The organism is Comamonas thiooxydans (assembly GCF_002157685.2).
GTDB lineage: Bacteria > Pseudomonadota > Gammaproteobacteria > Burkholderiales > Burkholderiaceae_C > Comamonas > Comamonas testosteroni_H.
Genome location: NZ_AP026738.1, coordinates 5,891,754 through 5,914,097, shown reverse-complemented (window position 1 = coordinate 5,914,097; position 22,344 = coordinate 5,891,754). Strand labels below are relative to the sequence as shown.

18 protein-coding genes are annotated in these 22,344 nt (G+C 62.1%); 10 read left to right on the top strand and 8 right to left on the bottom strand.

Annotated features, from left to right (window positions below; all coding sequences use genetic code 11):
* Positions 1-494: 494 nt before the first annotated feature.
* The 4 genes from rpmH to yidC all read left to right on the top strand — a co-directional run bounded on the left by rpmH (position 495) and on the right by yidC (position 3,256).
* The gene (gene rpmH / locus CTR2_RS27510; RefSeq protein ID WP_003060014.1) at positions 495-629 is read left to right on the top strand and encodes a 50S ribosomal protein L34; all 135 of its coding nucleotides are present in this window, start codon (positions 495-497) and stop codon (positions 627-629) included.
* Between the two features lie 64 nt (positions 630-693).
* Positions 694-1,251: a ribonuclease P protein component gene (locus tag CTR2_RS27505; protein WP_087085582.1), complete on the top strand. Its 558-nt coding sequence runs from the start codon at positions 694-696 to the stop codon at positions 1,249-1,251.
* Entirely contained in the window at positions 1,248-1,547 is a 300-nt protein-coding gene (yidD, locus tag CTR2_RS27500) for a membrane protein insertion efficiency factor YidD (RefSeq protein ID WP_003060017.1), read from the top strand. The genes CTR2_RS27505 and yidD overlap by 4 nt, the downstream gene beginning before the upstream one ends.
* A complete protein-coding gene (gene yidC / locus CTR2_RS27495; RefSeq protein WP_087085583.1) occupies positions 1,544-3,256 on the top strand; it encodes a membrane protein insertase YidC in 1,713 nt (570 codons plus the stop codon). Before yidD ends, yidC begins: the two co-directional genes overlap by 4 nt.
* An 89-nt stretch (positions 3,257-3,345) precedes the next feature.
* Here yidC and mnmE read toward each other — a convergent pair whose 3' ends face one another.
* On the bottom strand, positions 3,346-4,773 hold the full coding sequence (mnmE, locus tag CTR2_RS27490; RefSeq protein WP_087085584.1) for a tRNA uridine-5-carboxymethylaminomethyl(34) synthesis GTPase MnmE: 1,428 nt from the start codon (positions 4,771-4,773) through the stop codon (positions 3,346-3,348).
* Positions 4,774-4,854: 81 nt separating this feature from the next.
* On the opposite strand from mnmE, the gene CTR2_RS27485 reads away from it, so the two are divergent.
* Both CTR2_RS27485 and CTR2_RS27480 read left to right on the top strand, forming a co-directional pair.
* Positions 4,855-6,429 carry a sulfatase-like hydrolase/transferase gene (locus tag CTR2_RS27485; RefSeq protein ID WP_254913486.1) on the top strand — a complete coding sequence of 525 codons (1,575 nt, stop codon included), beginning with the start codon at positions 4,855-4,857 and terminating at the stop codon, positions 6,427-6,429.
* A gap of 240 nt (positions 6,430-6,669) precedes the next feature.
* Positions 6,670-8,979: an NADP-dependent malic enzyme gene (locus CTR2_RS27480; protein ID WP_012840379.1), complete on the top strand. Its 2,310-nt coding sequence runs from the start codon at positions 6,670-6,672 to the stop codon at positions 8,977-8,979.
* Between the two features lie 69 nt (positions 8,980-9,048).
* Here CTR2_RS27480 and CTR2_RS27475 read toward each other — a convergent pair whose 3' ends face one another.
* The 5 genes from CTR2_RS27475 to CTR2_RS27455 all read right to left on the bottom strand — a co-directional run bounded on the left by CTR2_RS27475 (position 9,049) and on the right by CTR2_RS27455 (position 14,809).
* On the bottom strand, positions 9,049-9,222 hold the full coding sequence (locus CTR2_RS27475; protein WP_176391760.1) for a hypothetical protein: 174 nt from the start codon (positions 9,220-9,222) through the stop codon (positions 9,049-9,051).
* 113 nt (positions 9,223-9,335) lie between these two features.
* Entirely contained in the window at positions 9,336-10,103 is a 768-nt protein-coding gene (locus CTR2_RS27470; protein WP_087085586.1) for a tyrosine-protein phosphatase, read from the bottom strand.
* A 154-nt stretch (positions 10,104-10,257) separates the two neighbouring features.
* A complete protein-coding gene (locus CTR2_RS27465) occupies positions 10,258-11,799 on the bottom strand; it encodes a class I adenylate-forming enzyme family protein (RefSeq protein ID WP_087085587.1) in 1,542 nt (513 codons plus the stop codon).
* Positions 11,800-11,813: 14 nt separating this feature from the next.
* Positions 11,814-13,463, bottom strand: a complete 1,650-nt coding sequence (locus CTR2_RS27460) for an acyl-CoA dehydrogenase family protein (protein WP_087085588.1) — start codon at positions 13,461-13,463, stop codon at positions 11,814-11,816.
* 101 nt (positions 13,464-13,564) lie between these two features.
* On the bottom strand, positions 13,565-14,809 hold the full coding sequence (locus tag CTR2_RS27455; protein WP_087085589.1) for a branched-chain amino acid ABC transporter substrate-binding protein: 1,245 nt from the start codon (positions 14,807-14,809) through the stop codon (positions 13,565-13,567).
* A 168-nt stretch (positions 14,810-14,977) separates the two neighbouring features.
* Here CTR2_RS27455 and CTR2_RS27450 point away from each other — a divergent pair, with 168 nt between their 5' ends.
* Positions 14,978-15,571, top strand: coding sequence for a TetR/AcrR family transcriptional regulator (locus tag CTR2_RS27450; protein ID WP_087085590.1), 594 nt, complete (start codon positions 14,978-14,980; stop codon positions 15,569-15,571).
* 65 nt (positions 15,572-15,636) lie between these two features.
* Here the strand turns inward: CTR2_RS27450 and CTR2_RS27445 are convergent, their stop codons facing one another.
* Positions 15,637-18,573: a DNA topoisomerase III gene (locus tag CTR2_RS27445; RefSeq protein ID WP_087085591.1), complete on the bottom strand. Its 2,937-nt coding sequence runs from the start codon at positions 18,571-18,573 to the stop codon at positions 15,637-15,639.
* A 117-nt stretch (positions 18,574-18,690) separates the two neighbouring features.
* On the opposite strand from CTR2_RS27445, the gene CTR2_RS27440 reads away from it, so the two are divergent.
* The 3 genes from CTR2_RS27440 to CTR2_RS27430 all read left to right on the top strand — a co-directional run bounded on the left by CTR2_RS27440 (position 18,691) and on the right by CTR2_RS27430 (position 21,157).
* The gene (locus tag CTR2_RS27440) at positions 18,691-19,197 is read left to right on the top strand and encodes an SET domain-containing protein (protein WP_087085592.1); all 507 of its coding nucleotides are present in this window, start codon (positions 18,691-18,693) and stop codon (positions 19,195-19,197) included.
* Between the two features lie 142 nt (positions 19,198-19,339).
* Positions 19,340-20,170, top strand: a complete 831-nt coding sequence (locus CTR2_RS27435; protein ID WP_053282364.1) for a biotin--[acetyl-CoA-carboxylase] ligase — start codon at positions 19,340-19,342, stop codon at positions 20,168-20,170.
* A 183-nt stretch (positions 20,171-20,353) separates the two neighbouring features.
* Positions 20,354-21,157, top strand: a complete 804-nt coding sequence (locus tag CTR2_RS27430; RefSeq protein ID WP_087085593.1) for a sporulation protein — start codon at positions 20,354-20,356, stop codon at positions 21,155-21,157.
* A gap of 91 nt (positions 21,158-21,248) precedes the next feature.
* Here the strand turns inward: CTR2_RS27430 and CTR2_RS27425 are convergent, their stop codons facing one another.
* Positions 21,249-22,226 (bottom strand): tripartite tricarboxylate transporter substrate binding protein BugE, encoded by a 978-nt coding sequence (locus CTR2_RS27425; protein WP_034374884.1) that lies wholly within the window; start codon positions 22,224-22,226, stop codon positions 21,249-21,251.
* Positions 22,227-22,344: the final 118 nt, after the last annotated feature.

The following is a 22,344-nucleotide window of genomic DNA, read 5'->3' as shown; positions in this document are numbered from 1 at the left end:
TGTCAAAAGTCTAATTGTGGATAGGAGGAACAGTTGCGGGGTTGGTATTGTAGCTTTTGCGGAAGTTATCCACAAAATATCAGAAGGCTGTCCCCGACTCCGGTGCGTTATAGGCTGCACATCCTAATAGATTGGCAGCCTGCTGTTTGTAAAGAATCTCTGGGCCACGCAGGTGCTGGACGGGATACCCCGTGAGTCCTTAGCAAATTCAAGGGTCATTGCATCAAAGGCGCAACGCTGTGATAATCCCCGGTTTCCCTGAATGTGTTCAGGGTGATATGAGCCGGGCGCCTTTTTTGTGCGCGCGCGCCCAGTTGCTTTAGGCGCTGTGGCGGGTGCTTTGTTCCGTTTGTTGCCTTCTGGTCCGATGACATGCACGGCATGTGAAAAAATATCGGGTTTGGCGGTGACAGTGTGCGGCGCAAAACCGGAATGGTCGGGCGCAGACATGGCGCCTTGCCGACGCAAATACTGAACCTTCTCAAGGAACCAACATGAAACGTACTTACCAACCTTCCAAGATCCGCCGCGCCCGTACCCACGGTTTCCTGGTCCGCATGAAGACCAAGGGTGGCCGTGCCGTGATCAACGCACGTCGCGCCAAGGGCCGCAAGCGTCTGGCCGTCTAAGGCCGGCGTTGGCTAGCGGTCTGCTCATTCGCTGCGCTGAAGGCCTCTGAACGGAGGCTCTCCTATGCAAAGGCTGAAAACGCGTCCGCAATTCCAGGCCACCATGTCCGCGGGCACGATTGCCCGTACCCCGCACTTCGCCCTGCATCGCATGGAGCTGGTGGCCGAGGTTCCCGACATGGTTGCCAACCCCAGGACAGGGCCCGGATCGAACGATCCGCAGGCCCTGTTTGGCATTGGTGCCGTGCGCAAGCAGGCCTGGCTGGGTGCCATGGTGCCCAAGCGCTGGGCACGCCGCTCGGTCACGCGCCACACCATCAAGCGCCAGATCTACGCGGTGTCCTCGGATTACGAGGATGCCCTGCTGTGTGCTTCCTATGTGGTGCGCCTGCGCTCGGGGTTTGACCGTAAGCAATTCGTCAGTGCAACTTCGGATCAGCTCAAGGCAGCGGTCCGCAAGGAACTGCAACAGCTTTTTGCGACCGGGGCGCGCCGCCTGACGCAGGCCCGTCAGACCGCCGAGGCGGAGGTGGATTTGAAGAAAAATTCACCTCAAGCCATTGATGGTAAAGCGCAAAAAGCTACTGATTCGATAGCGAATCAGCTGGAGAACCAGCCATGATGCAGCGACTGCTCATGGCTGTAGTGCGTGGCTACAGGCTGCTGCTCAGTCCCTGGCTGGGCTCGGCCTGTCGCTTCGAGCCGACCTGCTCGGCCTATTCCCTTCAAGCGCTGGAGCAACACGGCGCTGCGGTAGGCTCTTATCTGACGGTGCGCCGGCTGGCGCGTTGTCATCCGTGGTGTGACGGAGGGCATGATCCCGTGCCACAGCAAAAGCCCAGGCTGTTTTCCTTTCTGGACAATGCCTCGGACTCTTCCGCGACCACCCAACCTTCCTCACCTAAGAAGTCTTCATGAACGATATTCGCCGCACCATACTGTGGGTGATATTTGGCTTTTCCATGGTTTTGCTCTGGGACAAATGGCAAATCCATAACGGCAAAAAGCCCACCTTCTTCCCATCGCCGCAGACGGTCAGTGCGCCTGCTGCGGCTGATGTCAAGCCTGCTGACGTCAGCGTGCCTCAGCCCGCAGCAGCTGCTTCTGCCGGCGACGTGCCCGGTGCTGCCAATGCCGCGGCTCAGCCCGCAGCAGCCGTGACGCCCCGTCAGGATGTGATCGTGGGCAGCGATGTGATGCGTCTGACCTTCGACAGCGAAGGCGGCACGCTAAAAGCTTCCGAGCTGCTCAAGTACTCCGACACCACGGATGACAAGAAGCTCATGCAGGTGTTCGAGGAAAACGCCAAGCGCGTCTACCTGGGTCAGACCGGCCTGATCGGCGGCAACTTCCCCACGCACAAGACTCCCATGACCGTGATGCCCGGCGAGCGCGAGCTCAAGGACGGTCAGGACAGCGTGCAAGTGCGCTTCGAGTCTGCCGACCAGGGCGGTGTGAAGCTGATCAAGACCTTCACGCTCAAGCGCGGCTCCTATGCCGTCGATGTGCAGCACGATGTGGTCAACACCGGCTCGACCGCCGTGAACCCCCAGCTGTACATGCAGCTGGTGCGCGACGGCAACAAGCCCGAGCATGAGTCCAGCTTCTACTCCACCTTCACCGGTCCTGCCGTCTATACCGACGCCAAGAAGTACCACAAGGTCGAGTTCAAGGACATCGAAAGCGGCAAGGCCGAGGTCGACAAGGCCTCTCCCAATGGCTTTGTGGCCATGGTGCAGCATTACTTCGCCAGCGCCTGGCTGCTGGCCGACGGCATCCAGCGCGACAACTTCGTGCGCAAGGTGGGTGACAACCTCTACGCCGTGGGCATGATCACGCCCGTGGGCACGGTGGAGCCCGGCCAGACCAAGACCGTGAGCTCGCGCCTGTTCTCCGGTCCTCAGATCGAGCCCATGCTGGAAAAGCTCTCGCCCGGTCTGGAACTGGTCAAGGACTATGGCTGGCTGACGATTCTGGCCAAGCCGCTGTACTGGCTGCTGTCCGAGCTGCACAAGTTCATCGGCAACTGGGGCTGGTCCATCGTGGCCCTGGTGGTGCTGCTGAAGATTGCCTTCTACTGGCTCAATGCCAAGGCTTACTCCTCGATGGCCAAGATGAAGGCCATCAACCCCCGCATTCAGGAAATGCGCGAGCGTCTGAAGGACAAGCCCCAGCAGATGCAGCAGGAGATGATGCGCATCTACCGCGAGGAGAAGGTCAACCCCATGGGCGGCTGCCTGCCCATCGTCATTCAGATCCCTGTCTTCATGGCTCTGTACTGGGTGCTGCAGTCCAGTGTGGAAATTCGCAACGCGCCCTGGATTGGCTGGATTCATGACCTTTCGGTGCCGGATCCCTTCTTCATCCTGCCGCTGCTGATGACGCTGTCCTCGCTGCTGCAGACCGCCCTGAACCCCGCTCCTCCCGACCCCATGCAGGCCAAGATGATGTGGATCATGCCGCTGATGTTCAGCGTGATGTTCTTCTTCTTCCCCTCGGGTCTGGTGCTGTACTGGCTGACGAACAACATTCTGTCGATCGCTCAGCAGTGGATCATCAACAAGCGCATGGGCGTGCCGCCTCAGTTCAACCTGCCCAAGTTCGGCAAGGCTGCCGAAGGCAAGTAAGCACGGCGCCAGCGCCAACAAGAACGCCACCTGAAAAGGTGGCGTTTTTTTATGCCCGCTTGAGTAGTGTAGCGGGCCTGCCGGCCGCTTTACTTGCCGATGCAGAAGCTGGAGAAGATCACCCCCAGCAGGTCGTCGGAGCTGAATTCGCCGGTAATCGAGTTCAGCGACAGCTGTGCCAGGCGCAACTCCTCCGCCAGCAGATCCAGATGGGCGGATTGCGCCGCCAGCTGCTCGTCGGCCATCTCCAGATGGGCATCCACGGCCTGCAGGGCTTCCACATGGCGGGCGCGGGCCAGGTACAGGCCTTCGGGGGCGGATTGCCAGCCCGCCACTTCCAGCAGGCGCTTGCGCAGCGCATCCAGGCCATCGCCGGTACGGGCCGACAAGGCGATCTGCTCGGCATTGAGCTGGGCGGTGTGGCGGGACTGCACGTCGGCAGCCGCCATATCGGTCTTGTTCCAGACATGGATGACCGGTACCTGCGCGGGCAGCCTGTCCTGCAGGGTACGGGCGATATCGGCATCGGCTGCCGCATAGTCGGCCTGTTCCACGCGGGTCAGGTCGTGCAGGAAGAGCACGGCATCGGCTGCTGCAATCTCGTCCCAGGCGCGTGCAATGCCGATGCGCTCCACCTCGTCATCGCTGTCACGCAGGCCTGCGGTGTCGATCACATGCAGGGGCACGCCCTCGATCTGAATCGTCTGCTGCACCTTGTCGCGCGTGGTTCCGGCAATGGGGGTGACAATGGCCAGCTCGGCCCCCGCCAGCGCGTTGAGCAGCGAGCTTTTGCCTGCATTGGGCTGGCCGGCAATCACCACCTTGATGCCTTCGCGCAGCAGCGCGCCCTGGTGGGCGCGTGCCAGCACGGCAGTGACCTGGTGGCGCAGGCGCTCCAGCTGGCCAAAGGCATCGGCCTTCTGCAGAAAGTCGATTTCCTCCTCGGGGAAGTCCAGTGTGGCTTCCACCAGCATGCGCAGATGCACCAGGGCATCGCGCAGCACATGGATTTCCTGCGAGAACGCGCCGGACAGCGAACGGCTGGCACTGCGCGCGGCGGCTTCGGTGCTGGCATCGATGAGGTCGGCAATCGCCTCGGCCTGGGCCAGGTCGATCTTGTCGTTGAGAAAAGCACGCTCGGTGAACTCGCCGGGCTGGGCCAGGCGCAGCCCAGTCAGCACCGGCTTGCCATCTTCATTGGCGCTCTGTGCTGCTTCCAGACAGCGTGCCAGCAATAGCTGCAGCACCACGGGGCCGCCATGGGCCTGCAGCTCCAGCACATCCTCGCCCGTGTAGCTGTGCGGGCCGGGAAAGTAGATGGCCAGGCCATGGTCTATGGGCGAGCCGCCCGCATCCCTGAAGGGCAGATAAGTCGCTTCGCGCGGTTTCAGATCCTTGCCGCAAAGCGTCCGTACCAGCGCAGCAATGCCTTTGCCGGAGACCCGAACAATGCCCACGGCACCACGCCCCGGAGCGGTGGCAATGGCGGCAATCGGGTCGTTGTGGCGGGGAAGCATGGGCGGACTTTCGGTCGAGAAGAGAAGCCGCGAATCATAGCCCTGCGGGTCAAGTCCTAGGAAATCAGTGGTGAGCGCTGCTTGAGCGGCTATTTAACAAAAGAAGTATTTCATACAATCGTCACAAATCTGTCACGAAAAATGAATATATCTTCCTTTGCAATGAGACTGGGCTCCCTACTCGCCTGGATATTGCTTTTTTCACCTCCGTTTCTCATTCGATCACATGGAAAAGAGGTGGGCTACACGCTGTTGGCCGCGCTATTCTTCTATCCTTTGGCGCTGTCCCGAAAGTCTCTGGCGATCTGTATTCCACTTCTGATTTTTATCGGCGCTGCGAATATTTTTCATGCCCAGTTTTTGGGAAACATGATCGATGAGTTTTCCCTTGCCACGCTGCTGCGCACCGAGGCTCATGAGGCCACCGAGTTCCTGAACTCTATCAACCACCAGATGATTCTGGTCGTGCTGTGCTGGCTGGTGGCAAGTTTCGGATGTGGCTACTTTCTCTTTAAAAACTGCAAGGCTGGAGCAGCTCCATTTCAGAAATGGGAGAAAAGAATACTGCTGGGCATAGGATTGCTCTGGAGCAGCTTTTTTGCCTTTGGCATGACTCAGCAGTTCACCGTCAATGACTATGTGCATAAACTGCGTCATATCTACCCCATGCATATGGCCAAGGCTGCAGTGCGTTATGGAGATCTGGAAAAAGAGGTTTTCTATCAGCCGACACTGCCTGCCAGGCCAGGTGCGTCTCAGGCGAACACCTTGGTGGTGATTATTGGGGAGAGCGCCAGCAGCCATCGCTGGTCACTATTGGGCTATCAGGAAGACGATACCAATCAGTCACTGAGGCAGGTTTCCGGTTTGCGTACCTACAAGGTCATGGCTCATGGCTTCAATACCGCAAAGGCGCTGCCCTATATTTTGACGGGGCAGTCTGCTTTCGACAGCCAGAAAAATGCCTCGCCTTCGTTCCTGGATTTGGCTCGGCATGCTGGCTACAAGACCTTTGTCTTTTCCAACTCCAGATTCAATGACAAGAGCGAGGATATGTACTCGCAGATATTGCGTCGCTCTGCGGATGTCTATGCCAAGGTGGGCAATGGGGCACATGACGAAGTGATGACGACTTGGCTGAAGAAGTCGCTGGCGGATGAAGCGTCACACAAGCTAGTGGTTCTTCATACCTATGGCAGTCATCCCGATATCTCCCAGCGCTACCCTCGTTCCCGCTATGAGGGCACAGATGCTTACGATAACTCGATTCGCTATACCTCGGACCTGCTGGCCGACTGGATTCGAATGGTGGATGAAGCGTCTGACGCGCCCAGCGCGCTGCTTTACGTGTCTGATCATGGCCTTGGAGTTCCTCCTTGTGTGGACAGCCCTCGCCAGGGCAATGATCAGTCAGTGCTGGAGGTGCCACTGGCATATTGGGCGAACGAGGCCATGAGGAGTCTCCAGGGGAGTGAAGAGGCGGCGATCTCCGAAAGTCCTATGGAACACAGCACGACTCTGGCGCCCGAGATATTGATTGCAGCTCAGGGATACGACGTCCGCACGGCGATGCCGCATTTGCAGGACAGCCGGAAGCTGCATTTCGATGGCGAGCCTTATGCCGAGCTCTATCGCGACGATGCCTGCACGCCCTGAGGTGCAAAATCTTCATGTCTTATGCATTGTTTGCATAATGTTATGATTTTGTTTGCATTGTTATTGAACAGTCATGGCTGTTTGACCTTAAACGCCGAGCTGCACCCCCTCTTTTTTTGATAGCACTCGGCCTACAATCCAAAATCCGATTTCATCGTCCGCAGGAGCACAGGGGCCGGGCTGTGTGCCTATAGAGAGTCCTTACTGCGGATGACTTACTTTGCGAGCTGGAGACCGCTGATGTCCGACACCAAGCCCATTACCTCGATTGATAAACGTGCGTTGCTGCGTCAGGCAGCCCTGGAGTATCACGAGTTCCCCAAGCCCGGCAAGGTGGCCATCACGGCGACCAAGCCCATGGCCAATCAGCATGATCTGGCTCTGGCCTACTCGCCCGGCGTGGCTGCGCCCTGCGAGGAAATCGTCAAGGACCCCGCTGCGGCCTTCAAATACACCAGCCGCGGCAACCTGGTGGGCGTGATCTCCAACGGTACGGCAGTGCTGGGCCTGGGCGACATCGGTGCGCTGGCCTCCAAGCCCGTGATGGAGGGCAAGGGCGTGCTGTTCAAGAAGTTCGCCGGCGTCGATGTGTTCGATATCGAGATCGACGAGAAGGACCCGCAAAAGCTGGTCGACGTGATTGCTGCGCTGGAGCCCACCTTCGGTGCCATCAACCTTGAAGACATCAAGGCGCCCGAGTGCTTCTTCGTGGAGCGCGAGCTGCGCAAGCGCATGAACATTCCCGTCTTCCACGACGACCAGCACGGCACGGCCATCACCGTGGCAGCGGCCATGGTCAACGCGCTCAAGGTCGCCGGCAAGAAGATCGAAGAGGTCAAGCTGGTGGCGTCGGGTGCCGGCGCCGCGGCTCTGGCCTGCCTGAACCTGCTGCTGGAAGTGGGCCTGAAGCGCGAGAATGTGTTCGTGACCGACATTGCCGGCGTGGTCTACGAGGGCCGTACCGAGCTGATGGACCCGGACAAGGCGCTGTTTGCCCAGAAGACCGAGCTGCGCACGCTGGGTGAGGTGATTGAGGGCGCCGACGCCTTCCTGGGCCTGTCCGCCGGCAACGTGCTCAAGCAGGACATGGTCAAGAAGATGGCGGCCAGGCCCATCATCTTCGCGCTGGCCAACCCCAACCCGGAAATCATTCCTGAAGATGTGAAGGCGGTGCGCGACGACGCCATCATCGCCACGGGCCGCACGGACTACCCCAACCAGGTCAACAACGTCCTGTGTTTCCCCTACATCTTCCGTGGTGCGCTGGACTGCGGTGCGACCACCATCACCACCTCCATGGAGATCGCCTGCGTGCACGCGATTGCCGCGCTGGCCCAGGCCGAGCAGTCCGAAGAAGTGGCAGCCGCCTATGTGGGCGAGGTGTTGAGCTTCGGCCCCGAGTACCTGATTCCCAAGCCCTTCGATCCGCGCCTGATGCTGATCGTGGCACCCGCCGTGGCTCAGGCTGCGGCCGAAGCCGGTGTGGCCAAGCGTCCCATCCAGGACATGGATGCCTATCGCGAGCACCTGAAGACCTTTGTCTACGCCTCTGGCACCATGATGAAGCCCATCGTGCATGCCGCCAAGAAGGCCACCAAGAAGCGTGTGGCCTATGCCGAGGGCGAGGAAGAGCGCATCCTGCGCGCGGCCCAGATCGTGGTGGATGAACGCATTGCCCGCCCGACACTGATCGGCCGTCCCGCCATCATTGCCCAGCGCATCGAGAAGTTCGGTCTGCGCATGAAGGAAGGTGCCGACTACGACGTGGTCAACGTCGAGCATGACGAGCGCTACCGCGACTTCTGGCAGAGCTATCACCGCATGACGGAGCGCAAGGGCATCACTGCCCCCATCGCCAAGATTGAAATGCGCCGCCGCCTGACGCTGATCGGCTCCATGCTGCTGCACAAGGGCGAGGTCGACGGCCTGATCTGCGGCACCTGGAACAATACCAATGTGCACCTGAACTACATCGATCAGGTCATCGGCAAGCGCAGCGGCGTGGCCACCTATGCCTGCATGAACGGTCTGCTGCTGCCCGAGCGCCAGGTGTTCCTGGTCGATACCCACGTCAACTACGACCCCACGGCCGAGCAGCTGGCCGAGATCACCATCATGGCCGCCGAGGAAATGATGCGCTTCGGCATCAAGCCCAAGGCTGCGCTGCTGAGCCACTCCAACTTCGGCTCCAGCAACCAGCCCAGCGCCGTCAAGATGCGCCAGACCCTGGAGCTGTTGCGCGAGCAGGCTCCCTGGCTGGAAGTCGATGGCGAAATGCACGGCGATGTGGCTCTGGACGGCAAGGCCCGCGCCAAGCTCATGCCCAACAGCACGCTGCTGGGTGATGCCAACCTGCTGGTGTCGCCCAACATCGACGCCGCCAACATCAGCTACAACCTGCTCAAGCAGGCGGCCGGCGGTGGCATTGCGGTGGGTCCGGTGCTGCTGGGTGCGGCCAAGCCCGTGCATGTGCTGACGCCCAGCACCACGGTGCGCCGTATCGTGAACATGACGGCGCTGACCGTGGCCGACGCCAACGTCAGCCGTTAATTACGCAGCAAAAACAAAAGCCCGCCGTGCATGGAGCACGGCGGGCTTTTTTTGTGCCTGCGGCGAGGCCTACCAGGTGCGGCTGACGCCTGTGTCCACCGTGCCAAAGATTTCCACGCTGCCGGAACCGCTGGAGCTGGAGGAGGCCGGCATGGTGCCGGAGCAGGCCGTCAGCGCCAGCGTGGCGGCGGCTGCGGCCAGGGAGAGCCATTTGCGCATCTGCATTTCCTTGTCCGCATCCATTGCGGCTTATGGCCCATGGTAGCGGGCCGAAAATCCCCCGCCGTAACAGCTTGTTTTGCCTGAGATTGGTATGAAACCAATTCTGGATAAGCATTGAAAGCTATCAAATTTGATCAGGTCTCCAGATACAGCTCGGCCAGCCGCTCGCGCGCGGCGCCATCCACACCCAGCACCTGGGTCAGATAGCGGTCCACGCTGCCATGCTGGGCGCGCACCACATCGACCGAGGCCATCAGATAGGACGGCTGCACGCGCCATAGCGCATCCAGAGCCTCTTCGGACAGCTGGCCGTACATCTGGGCGGGGCGCCTGAAGTATTGATTGGTCAGCAGATAGTCTTCCATGATCTGCTCCTCGTCCACACCCAGGGCCGTCAGCAGCAGGGCAGCGGCCCAGCCCGTGCGGTCCTTGCCGGCCGTGCAGTGAAAGACCAGCGGCGCATCGCTGAGCTGCAGCAGCGCGAGGAACTGTGCAAAGCGATTGCCGTACACGTTCACAAAGCTGCGGTAGGTGTCGTGCATCAGCTCCTCGGTATCGCTGCTGCTGAGGTTGCGGCCCTGCTCCATCATGGACTGGGCGCGCTGCACTACCGTGGGCTCGACGACCAGGGCATGGCGTTCGATCCTGGGCCAGTCATAGGAGAGATGCGCGCTTTCACCTTCGCCGCGAAAGTCCGCGCTGCGGTGGATACCCAGCTTTTGCAGTTGCTCCAGATCCTGCTGTGTCAGATGCGCCAGATGGGCGGAGCGGTACAGCTTGCCCCATTGCAGGCGGCGGCCGTCCAGGCCCCGATATCCGCCCAGATCACGGAAATTGGAGGCTCCAGAGAGGGAGACTTGGCGCGCCGGGCGCTCCGTCAGCAGGTCGTGGTTCAGTTGCATACCAATGCTTATAGCGGATTGCAAAGACCCATCCATGTCATCCGTGTTACCCGGGCACGGCACCGGGAACGTCGGCCCGAACGGAAAGCGCCGCATGCCCAGGACATGCGGCGCCGAACCTGTCCGAAGCGGTTTTGCGACAGTGCCTTCGCTCTCAATGGCTGCTCGCACTGCCCCGCAGCATGTGCTTGAGCAGCTTGCCGGTCGCGGTGCGCGGCAGCGTGTCACGGACTTCGAAGATGCGCGGAATCTTGTAGCGAGCCAGCCTGGTTTCCATGAACTGGCGCAGATCGTCATGGACCAGCGTCTTGCCAGGCTTCAGGGTCAGCACCGCCACCACGGTCTCGCCCCATTCGGGATGAGGGCGGCCGATGACGGCCACGTCCTGCACATCGGAGTGGGTGCAGAGCACGTCTTCCACTTCCTTGGAATAGACGTTCTCGCCGCCGGTGACGATCATGTCCTTGAGTCTGTCCACGATGTAGAGATAGCCGTCCTCGTCCACGCGCGCCAGGTCGCCGCTGCGATACCAGCCCTGGTCGTCCAGCACGGCGGCCGTGGCATCGGGATTATCCAGATAGCCTTGCATCATGGCCGCAGAGCGCAGGCAGATCTCGCCCACTTCGCCGGGGCCGCACAGGCTGCCGTCCTGGCGGCGCACCTCCAGTTCAACGCCGGGTATGGCGCAGCGGCCTATGGAGCCTGCCTTGGCCACGGCTTCTTCGGGGTAGAGCACGGTGCCCAGCGGACCTGATTCGGTCATGCCATAGACCTGCATGAAGCGGTCGCTGCGATAGACCTGAGCCAGCTTGCGTGCCATGTCTGCGCCCAGCGGGCCACCGCCGTAGGCCCACAATCGCATGGCGCTGAAGTCGTAGCTGGCCACATCAGGCACCACGGACAGCGGAGCCAGAAATGCAATCGGTGCGCCAAAGGTGAAGCTGATGCGTTCCTGCGCCAGCGTTTCCAGAAACTCCCTGGGCGCATATTCGCGCATCAGCACGGCGGTGCCGCCCATGAGCAAGGTGCCCAAAAACCAGTTGTTCAGTGGCGACGAGTGCCAGATGGGCATGGCGATCAGCGTGCGCTCCGTGGGCGCCAGCGAGGTGGCCGCAGCTGCACACAGGGCGGCATGGAAGACATTGGCATGGCTGTGCAGGCAGCCCTTGGGCTGGCCCGTGGTGCCGGAGGTGTAGAGAATCTCGGCCAGCGCGTGTGGCGCGGGTCGGCCATGCTCGTCGCCGCAGGGCGCAGCCTGCGCCAGCAGCTCATCGAAGAAGCCCAGGCCTTCGGCTGCAGAAGCCGTGCTCAGCCACTGCATGCCTGTCAGTGGCTGTGGTTCTGCCTGGATGGTTGTGATCAGCGAAGCGCGCGCACCGTCCACCAGGCACAGTCGAGCACCCGAATGGCGCAGTATGTAGCTGACTTCCGGGGCCTGCAGCTTGTGGTTGATGGGCACGACGACCGCACCCAGCCGCCAGGCGCCAAGCAGCGCAAACACAAAGCCCGGGGTGTTGAAGCACAGCAGGCCTACCTTGTCGCCCTGGCGCACGCCTTGCTCATAAAGCACGGTGGCGGCTCGGCGGCCTGCCAGTGCCAGTGCGGCATAGCTCCAGTCCTGGCCGTCGGCGCGCAGCGCCAGTTTTTCGGGGCGCGTGCGTGCCTGCTGGTCGAGCAGGGAAATGAAATTCATCATGGCTGGCGTCCTCCTCAGCCTGTCCAGGCATTGCGCAGCAGGGCGGCCGGGTCGCTGCTGCCGCAGGCAACACCTGCCACCGGGCCCCAGTCCGGGTCGAAGCGGCTGCCGATGAAGGCCGAAGCACTGTCGCTGCCCGCATGCTGCAGCATCAGCGTGGCTTGCACCGTGGTGGCCAGGCGCTGGGTGAAACGGCGAGCCTCGCGCTCCAGCTCCTGCGGGGGCTGGGTGACGGCCTCGCGCAGCTTGTCCACCTGCGCACGCAGCACGGCTTCCTCCGAACCGACTTCACGCAGATGGTCCAGCAGCAGATGGGCGTCGTCCGGGTTGCGGGCAATGGCGCGCAGCACATCCAGGCACATGACGTTGCCCGACCCCTCCCAGATGGAGTTGACGGGTGCCTCGCGGAACAAGCGACCCATGGGTCCGGTCTCCACATAGCCGTTGCCGCCGAAGACTTCCATGGCTTCGCCGGTGTAGCCCACGGCACGCTTGCAGTTCCAGAACTTGGCGGCAGGCGTGACGATGCGGCGCCAGGCCTGATCCAGGGCGTCTTCGGAGCCAAAGCGTGCAGCCAGATCCATGGCCAGCCAGGTGGCGGCTTCGGATTCCAGTGCCATATCGGCCAGCAGGCCGGTCATCACCGGCTGCTCGGCGAGAGGCAGGCCGAAGGCATGGCGGTTGCGCGTGTAATGCAGGGCCTGGACCAGGGCCTGGCGCATGAAGCCAGCACTGGACAGCGCACAGTCCAGGCGGGTGTAGGTAGCCATTTCGATGATGGTGGAAATGCCCCGGCCTTCCTGGCCTATGAGCACGCCCCAGGCGTCGTCGAACTCCACTTCGCTGCTGCTGTTGGAGCGGTTGCCCACCTTGTCCTTGAGGCGCTGGATGTGAATGGCGTTCTTGCTGCCGTCGGGTCGCCAGCGTGGCACGAAAAAGCAGGTGGGGCCGCGTTCCTCGGTCTTGGCCAGCACCAGATGTCCGTCGCACATGGGGGCCGAGAAGAACCACTTGTGGCCGGTGATCAGGTATTCCTCGCCCCAGGGGCCGCTGCTGCCCGATGGGTTCAGGGCCACGGCACGCGTGGTGTTGCTGCGCACATCGCTGCCGCCCTGGCGCTCCGTCATGCCCATGCCCACGGTGATGGAGCGCTTGCCCTCGGCGGGAATGTCGCGCGCGTCGTAATCGGTGGATTCCAGCAGCGGCCCCAGCACCGCATTGAGTTGCGGGTTGATGCGCACCAGCGGAATGCTGGCCTTGGTCATGGTCGTCGGGCAGGTCGAGCCGGACTCGATCTGGCTGTGCATGAACAGCGATGCGCCATAGGCCGCCCAGGCCGTCTGCCGCTTGTCGGTGAAGGGCAGGTTGGAGATGCCGTTGCGCCGTGCAATCGTCATCATCTGGTGCCATGCGGGGTGAAAGCGCACCTGGTCGATACGCTCGCCTGCGGGCGAATGCGTGTGCAACTCGGGCTCGAAGTGGTTGGCTTCTTCTGCGGCGCGCAGCGTGGCTTCGGCGCCATATTCCGCGCCCTGGCGTTGCAGCTCCGGGTCGCGCCACTGTGCGCCGCCGCGTGTCACGGCACGCTGCAGCACCGGGTCGCTGGTGTAGACGTTGTAGTCCTTGAGCTCCGGAGCCTGGTTATGGGGATGAATGCCGGTCATGATGTCTCCTTCTTGCTATGTGGCCCTGCCCGCAGCAGGGCGCAGGGCTTTGTGATTTCTATGTCATGCGCAACTGGCGGTCGTAGGCCGCCAGGGCAGGTTCAGGATGGCCGTTTCATCTTGCAGCTGGTGTCCAGGCTGGCCGCCTGTGCGGAAACCGTGCTCACGGGCTTCCATCCCAGGCCCGTTCCTTCCTGGTCATGCACCACGGTCTTGCCGTCCACTTGTTCCCAGCTCAGCACATGGATGGGTTGCTGGGCCTGGTGATCGCTCTTGCGCATTTCCACGGGGCCGTTGAGACCTTCGAAGCGCACGCCCGACATCCTGGCCGCCACGGCGGCAGGTTCCACGGACTTGGCCTCGCGAATGGCCTGGGCCAGCATCAGCATGGCGTTATGGCCCAGGCCGTTGATGAAGTCCTCGTTGAACTGGCGCTTGAAGCCCGGCAGCAGCGGGCTGCTCATCAGCGGCTCAGAGTTGGGGCTGAAGGCCGAGATCAGCTTGACCCGGCCCTGTCCTGCCGCACCCATGGCGCTGGGCACGCCGAAGTTGTTGCCGTTGAGGGTGTAGAAGTCCGTGCTCAAGCCAGCTTCGCGTGCGGCCCGCACGATCAGCGCCAGATCGGCACCGAAGTCCGCGGTGATGACGGCATCGGCCCCGGATTGCTTGATCTTGGCGATATAGGGGGAGTAATCCTTGACCTGGCCCAGCGGGTGGAAGTCATCGCCCACGATCTTCAGGTCGGGGCGCTTGGCCGCCAGCATGCTGCGTGCGGCGCGCGAGACTTCCTGGCCGTAGGCATAGTTGGGGTTGAGCAGAAAGACCTGCTTCACCTGCTTTTGCCCGGCCAGATAGGAGGTCAGCGCGGCCACCTTCATGTCCGAATTCGCATCGGTGCGAAAGTGCCAGTAGCTGCATCTGGCATTGGTCATCTGCGGCGCCTGGGCCGCATAGTTCAGGTAGATGATTTCCTTGCCGGGGTTGCGGCTGTTGTGCTTTTCGATGGCTTCCTGCAGTGCCAGGCCCACGGCCGAGGAGCTGGCACCCTGCACCACATAGCGGATGTTCTGTCCGATGATGGAGTTGAGCTGGCTCAGTGCCTCCTGGGCGGAGAGGCGGTTGTCGAAGGGCACGACCTCGAACTTCACGGCACCGGCCCAGCTTTGCTCGTTGGCAAGCTTGGCGCTGTACTGGAAGCTCTTGAGCACATTCAGGCCCAGCCCCGCCATGGGGCCGCTCATGGCATCCAGCGAGGCAATCTTCACCACCGTGGCCGGCTGCGCATGAACGAGTGATGCGCAGGCCAGAGCCACTGCCGCCAGGGGAGTGGAAATACGAGGGTGCATGCTTGTCTCCGTCCTCTCATAAGAATTTTTTATTCATCAGGCCGCAATGCACAATGGCATCGAGGTACCTGTCAAAAATTCTAGGAAACCGTGCAAAAAAGGTGTTCGGATTTGGCCAGCATGAAACCACGTACTCCTTCCGCCGCGACAGCAGGGCGTCGCCGCCCTTTGCAGTCCCGTGCGCGGCAGACGTTTCAGGCCCTGCAGGACGCCTTTGTTCGGCTTTTGCTTGAGCGCAGCTACGCGGAAATCACCGTGCGCGAGATCGTCCTGGTGGCGGGCACCGGGCTGGGCAGCTTCTATGAGTACTTCTCAGGCAAGGAGGACCTGGCCAAGGTTTGCCTGCATCTGCGCTCCAAGTCGCTGCTGCTGGGCATTCGCGGCGTGACCGGCAGCCATGCAGGCCAGCCGCTGATGCAGATTGCCGAGGCGGTGGTGGAGTCACAGTTGCAGGCGCACCGCGAGCGGGCAGATGAATGGGGTGCCCACTACCTGCTGGAGCGCCACTACTCCACTTCCGAGGCCTACCGGAAGATGTTCGAGCGCTTTGTGGACGCCTGGGCCGCAGCCATAGAGCAGGCCGCCGATCTGTCCCCGGACTACCCGGTGCGCGATGCAGCACGGGTGTGCCAGTGCATTCTGTATGGCCTGTTCAACCACAGCTATCTGGCCACCGATGTCCCGCCGGATCCGGACTTGCTGCGCCAGCGCGCCAACACGGCCATATCTGCGTATCTGAACGCCTTGCGCTGCGCTGCCTGAAATGAAAAAGACCGCCGGCGGCAAAGCCGTGGCGGTCTCTATGTGCTGGGTGGCAGGGCTGGCGATCAGCTCACATGCTTGCCCACAATGCCGGCCAGCTCGAACATGCTGATCTGCTCCTTGCCGAACACCGGTTTGAGCTTGGCGTCAGCGTTGATGGCGCGCTTGTCCTTGGCATCCTGCAGGCCGTTGGCCTTGATGTAGTCCCAGAGCTTCTTGATCACGTCGGGGCGCGAGGTGGGTTCGCTGCCGATCACGGCGGCCAGATCGGCGCTGGGCTTGAGCGTGGCGCTCACGGTGCGGGGCTTCTTCACCGCAGCGGTCTTGGTCGTCGCCTTGGTCGCCGTCTTGGCGGCGGTCTTCTTGGCTGCGGTGCCTGTCTTCTTGGCGGCAGCCGTCGTGGTCTTGGCCGCTGCTGCGCCAGCCGTCTTGCGCGCCGGGTATTTGCCTTCGCGCTGCTCGAACTCGAAGTTCACCTTGCCCGCAGCGCCATCCCAGACCAGGAAGGCCTTGAAGTTGCGGCGCGTGCGGTTGGAGACGAACTTCTCCAGCAGATCGGTCTTGCCGGTCTGCAGCAGCTTGCTCATCTGCTCGCGCTCGATGGGCTGCTGCAGGATGATCTGGCCGCTCTTGAAGTCGCAGCTGGGCGTGGTCTGGGCCAGCGTGGGAACGGCCTTGGAGCAGACATAGTTGGCGCCATGCTCGAAGACGGGCGAGCCGCACTTGGGGCAGGGGCCCAGGCTTTGCTGGTGGGCAAAGTCCACGATCTCGCCGGTGTCCTCGGAGTCCTTGTCGTCGCCGAAGTCGAATTCCAGCTTGAAGTTGCTGTTTTCCTCGTCACGCACGATGGCGACTTCGGCCACGAACGGCCAGCCGGCCTTGGAGCGGAAGCCTTCCAGCGGGCCGATGCGGCGCTCGCGCAGCAGCTGCTCGGCCTCGGCCGTCTCGAAGGTGCGGCCGGCAGGGGATTTGGTGAACGAGAAGCCGCAGCCTTCGCTGGCGCCATTGGCGCCCGTGCAGGCGTAGCGGCGGTAGTTTTCCTTGACCACGCCGCCGCAGTTGGGGCAGGGCGTGGAAAGCGTCGCGTAGTCGCCGGGAATGGTGTCGCGGTCGTATTCCTTGGCCTTCTTGACCAGCTTCTCGGTCATGGCCTGGATCTGCTGCATGAAGGCTTCGCGCGAGAGCTGGCCTTTTTCCATCTGCGACAGCTTGAATTCCCATTCGCCGGTCAGGTCGGCGCGGCACAGCTCCTCGACTTCCAGGCCGCGCAGCAGCGTCATCAGCTGGAAGGCCTTGGCCGTGGGGATCAGCTCGCGGCCTTCGCGCAGCATGTACTTTTCCGTCAGCAGGCCTTCGATGATGGCCGCACGCGTGGCTGGCGTGCCCAGGCCTTTTTCCTGCATGGCTTCGCGCAGCTCGTCGTCGTCGATCTGCTTGCCGGCGCTTTCCATGGCACCCAGCAGCGTGGCTTCGGAGTAGCGTGCAGGCGGCTTGGTCTTGAGGCCCTTGACATCGGCGTGGTGGGTGCGCGGCTGCTCGCCGGGCTTCACGGCCACCAGAGGCTGGCCCTTGTCGCCTTCCTTGGCGTCCTCCACCTCGTTGGCGGCTTCCTTGCCGTAGATGGCCAGCCAGCCCGGCTTGACCAGCACCTTGCCCTCGGTCTTGAAGCTGTGCTGCTCCACCTTGCTGATGCGTGTGGTGACCTGGTATTCGGCGCTGGGGAAGAACACGGCCATGAAGCGGCGCACGACCAGGTCGTACAGCTTCTGTTCGGCTTCCGACAGGCCCGAAGGAGCCTGGGTGGTCGGAATGATGGCAAAGTGATCCGACACCTTGCTGTTGTCGAAGACGCGCTTGGTGGGGCGGATGTAGTTGTCGTTGATGGCCTGCTGGGCAAAGGGCGCCAGATGACGCATGCCGCTGGTGGCCAGCATGTCGAAGGTCTGGCGTGCCACGGGCAGATAGTCCTCGGGCAGGGCGCGCGAGTCGGTACGCGGGTAGGTCAGGGCCTTGTGGCGTTCGTACAGGCTTTGCGCCAGCGCCAGCGTGGTCTTGGCCGAGAAGCCGAACTTGCCGTTGGCCTCGCGCTGCAGGCTGGTCAGGTCGAACAGCAGGGGCGAAGCCTGAGTGGTGGGCTTGCTCTCTTCGGTCACCTGGGCTGGCTTGCCCTGCACGGCGGCGGCAATCGCTTCGGCATCGGCCTTGTTCCACAGGCGGTCGGCCTTGGCCTCGGCATCGTCCGATTTCTTCCACTGCGGGTTGAACCACTTGCCCAGGTACTGGCCGGCCTGGGCGTCGAAAGTGCCGTGCACTTCCCAGTAGTCGCGGCTGACGAACTGGCGGATCTTTTCCTCGCGCTCCACCACCAGGGACAGGGTGGGGGTCTGCACGCGACCCACGGTGGTCAGGAAGAAGCCTCCGTCGCGCGAGTTGAAGGCCGTCATGGCACGCGTGCCGTTGATGCCCACCAGCCAGTCGGCTTCGGAGCGGCTGCGCGCGGCGCTGGCCAGGCCCTGCATCTGGGCATCGCTGCGCAGATTGTTGAAGCCGTCGCGAATCGCCTGCGGCGTCATGGATTGCAGCCACAGACGCTTGACGGGTTTGCCCAGGCCGCCCTTGGCGCCGCCCGCGTATTGCTCGATCAGGCGGAAGATCAGCTCCCCCTCGCGGCCCGCGTCACAGGCGTTGATGAGTTCGGTCACATCCTTGCGCTTGGCCTGCTTGACCACGGCGTTCAGACGGGTCTTGGTCTTGTCCACGGGCTTGAGGTCGAAGCGCGGGGGGATGACCGGCAGATTGGCAAAACTCCATTTGCCGCGTTTGACATCGAATTCTTCGGGCGCCTGAATTTCCACCAGGTGGCCGACCGCACTGGTCACCACATAGCTGTCGGATTCGAAATAGTCATCGTGTTTTTCGAACTTGCCTGCCACCGGGGTCAGCGCACGGACGATGTCCTGTGCGACAGAAGGCTTTTCTGCAATCACCAGGGTTTTAGTCATTGTGTGTTCTCGTCGTCATTAACCACCTGAACCCGAATCGAAACTCAGGCTCATACAATTCGCTTCTCACGCGCGCGCATGCGCACATGTGTGCATATTCAAAGTATCAGAGAAAACATGCCCCGCACATCACTGGCCTCTTCCACAGGCCGTCGTATCCAGACCCGGCGCTCCGGCGTGCATGGCAAAGGCGTTTTCGCCGCGCAGGATATTGCGGAAGGCGAAACCATTATTGAGTACGTGGGTGAAGTGATTGACTGGCAGGAGGCGCAGGACCGTCATCCGCATGATCCCAGCCAGCCCAATCACACTTTTTACTTTCAGGTCGACGATGAGCGGGTGATAGACGCCACGCACAAGGGCAATTCCTCGCGCTGGATCAACCACAGCTGCGCGCCCAACTGCTACACCGACGAGATTGACGGTCGCGTCTATATCGTGGCGCTACGCAATATTGCAGCGGGCGAGGAACTGAACTACGACTATGGCCTGATGGTGGAGGAGCGCTATACGGCCAAGCTCAAGGCTGAATATGCCTGCTACTGTGGCGCTGCGAACTGCCGCGGCACCATGCTGGCGCCGAAGCGGGGCTGGAAGCCTCCGATGCCTCACGGCTCCCCCTGAGCGGCTTTGCCGCTTCCCCCTCTCTCGCTTCGCGGGAGGGGGACGACGCCATCGCCGCGAGGCGGCTCTTTCTCGGCGTCTCTGAGTTGGAACATGCTTGTTCAAGGCGTGCTCGCTGAATAGAAATTTTGGATAAAGAAAAATGACTCAGCCGATTCACTGGAATGCCGAAGCCTTGTGGGAAGCCATTGCACCGCAGTTGCCGGGCTTTACGGTCGAGGTGCTGCCGACCATCGACTCCTCAAATACCGAACTCATGCGCCGCGCGCGCGACGGACTGACGGAGCCGGTGCTGCTGATTGCCGAGCAGCAAACCCAGGGCCGAGGCCGCCTGGGCCGCAATTGGGTCAGCGGCGTCGGTGATTCGCTGATGTTCTCGCTGGGCCTGCCGCTGGCACCGCGCGACTGGTCGGGGCTGTCATTGGCGGTGGGCGTGAGTGTGGCCGAGAGCCTGCAGCCCCAGCTTCCCGCAGCGGGGGCTGCGCCCAAGATCGGCATCAAATGGCCCAACGATCTGTGGCTGGAGGGCGACCGCAAGCTGGCCGGTATTCTGATCGAGACCGCCAGCTTTGTCGGCGGGCAACAGCACGATATGACGGCGCCGCGCTATGTGGTGATCGGTATCGGCATCAATGTGCGTCCCCGTCCTGGTGACGGCATGCGCACGGCCCCGGCCTGCCTGCAGGAGCTCGATGCCGCGCTGGATGCGCCCACGGCCCTGGCCTGCATATTGCCCAACCTAGTGGCCGAGGTGCAGAGCTTTGCCCGGCATGGCTTTGCGCCGCTGATGCAGCGTTTCGCCCAGCGCGACCTGCTGGCCGGACGCGAGGTGAATCTGAGCGACGGCACTAGCGGCATGGCTCAGGGTGTGGCTGCCGATGGCGGCTTTCTGGTGCGTACAGCGACCGGGCTGCAAGCCGTGACCAGCTCTGAAATCAGCGTGCGTCCGGCCGGCAGCCCGCTGCAGGCTTGAAATGAAGCACCTCCTGAGGCGCTTTACGCCTTCCTCCTCTCTCTACGCGCTGCGCGCCAGGGGAGAAGGACGCAGCCCTCGCTGCGGGGCCGCCCTTGCCCGGCTGCCCGCGATTGGAATGCGCCAGGTTCACAGGCTAAGTAAGGGCTGTAACCTGGCGGATAACATTGATATGGGAACGCCATGCTGAGAATTGTTTTTCTGCTCCTGGTGCTGGGCAACGCCGGCTACTACCTGTGGAGCCACGGCCATCTGGCCGGCATGGGGCTGGCGCCGGAGTTGCAGTCCGAGCCGCAGCGCCTTCAGGAGCAGATCAGGCCGGATGCCCTGGTGCTGCAGCAGCCCGAAGCGGCGCAAGCTCCGACCATTGAACCCGCAAAAACTGCGGAGCCCGAAGCACCTGCGGTGGACGACAGCGCGCCGCCCGCCGCTCCCGAAAGCAAGTCGGATGGCAAGCCCGAAGCCGCAACCGTCGCGGCCAGGGAAACCAAGGATGCCAAGGACACGAAGGATGCCAAGACAGCTATCAAGGAGCCCGAGGCCTGCTATCAGGCCAACGGCATCGAAGAGGCGCAGGCCGACAGCATTCGCCGTGCGCTGGCGGGCAAATCCAGGAGCGATTGGGAGCTGGTGGCAAGCCATCAGGGCGGGCGCTGGATGGTCTATATGGGCAAGTTCCCAGACGCCGAATTCATGGATCGCAAGCGCGGCGAGTTGCGCCTGATGAATATCGACTTCGACCGCGCCGGCGGCAGCTTCGAGCCCGGTCTGTCGCTGGGGCGTTTTTCGACGGAAGAAGCTGCCCAGCGTCAGCTGGCCACTTTCGCGCGCCAGGGCGTGCGCACCGCGCGCGTGGTGCAGGAGCGCCCCGATGTGACCACCTATGCGCTGCGTCTGCCCAAGGCCACGCCGAGCTTGCGCAACGAAGTGGCGGCGCTGGCTGGCAAGAACCTGGTGCCCAAGGCCTTGCAGGCCTGCGCCAAGTAATTTTCGTAGCACTTATCGCAAAAAAGGCCTGCATTTGCAGGCCTTTTGTATTGGAAAACCAGTTACGACAGGCGCAACCAGCTCCTGTTTTTTAGTCAAGATGAATATTGGCGACAGCTGCCAGCTTCTTCATCTTGGCCACTTCGCTGGCGATCTGCTTGGTGAAGTCGGCGCTCGATGTGCCCGAGGGGTACAGGCCTTGAGCAGCCATGCGCTGCTTGACGGCGGGATCCTTGAGTGCGGCAATGATGGCTTTTTGCACACGTTCCACTTGTGCGGCGGGCGTGTTCTTGGGGGCCACCAGGCCGAACCAGGAAGGCTCGTTCAGATCGGGGTGACCGGCCTGCGCATAGGTCTGCACATCGGGCAGCACGTCCAGGCGTTCATGCCAGGACACGGCCAGGGCGCGCACCTTGCCCGACTTGATATGGGGCAGGGACGAGTTCACCTGATCGAAGTACACGGGAACCTGGTTGCCCAGCACGTCGTTGATGGCCGGTGCAGAGCCACGGTAGGGGATGTGGTGCATTTCGGTGCCCGTGCTCTTGAGGAACTGGGCGCCCCACATATGGCCGATGGTGCCGTTGCCGGGGGTGGCATAGGACACCTTGCCGGGGTTGGCCTTGAGGTAGGCCACAAACTCGGCAAAAGTCTTCACGGGAATCAGCTTGGGGTTGATCACCAGCACGCCGGGTGCCTTGACGATCTCGGTCACGCCCACGAAGTCGTTGATCGCGTCGTAAGGCAGCTTCTTGAACACGGCGGGATTCACGCCATGGGTGGACAGGGTGGCAATACCGAAAGTCACGCCATCGGTGGCGCGAGCCACTTCGGCCATGCCGATGGAGCCGCCGGCGCCGGCCTTGTTTTCAATCACCACGGCCTGGCCGCCCAGCAGCTTGATCAGCACGTCCTGCATATTGCGGGGCACCATGTCGGTAGGGCCGCCAGCGGGGAAGGGCACGACGATGCGCAGAGGACGCGAAGTGTCCTGCGCCATGGTCATGCCGGAGAAGGAAGAAGCGGCTGCGGCAGCAGCGGCGGTGTAGATGAATTGACGTCGTTGCATCAAAAAGCTCCCAGGATCCAGTGATTCCAAATTGTTGTCTTGCAGAGCGCAAATAGCGACTCTTCAGACAACCCATGATCGAATTGATTCTAGGGTAAGCGAGAGCTTGCCAAATACG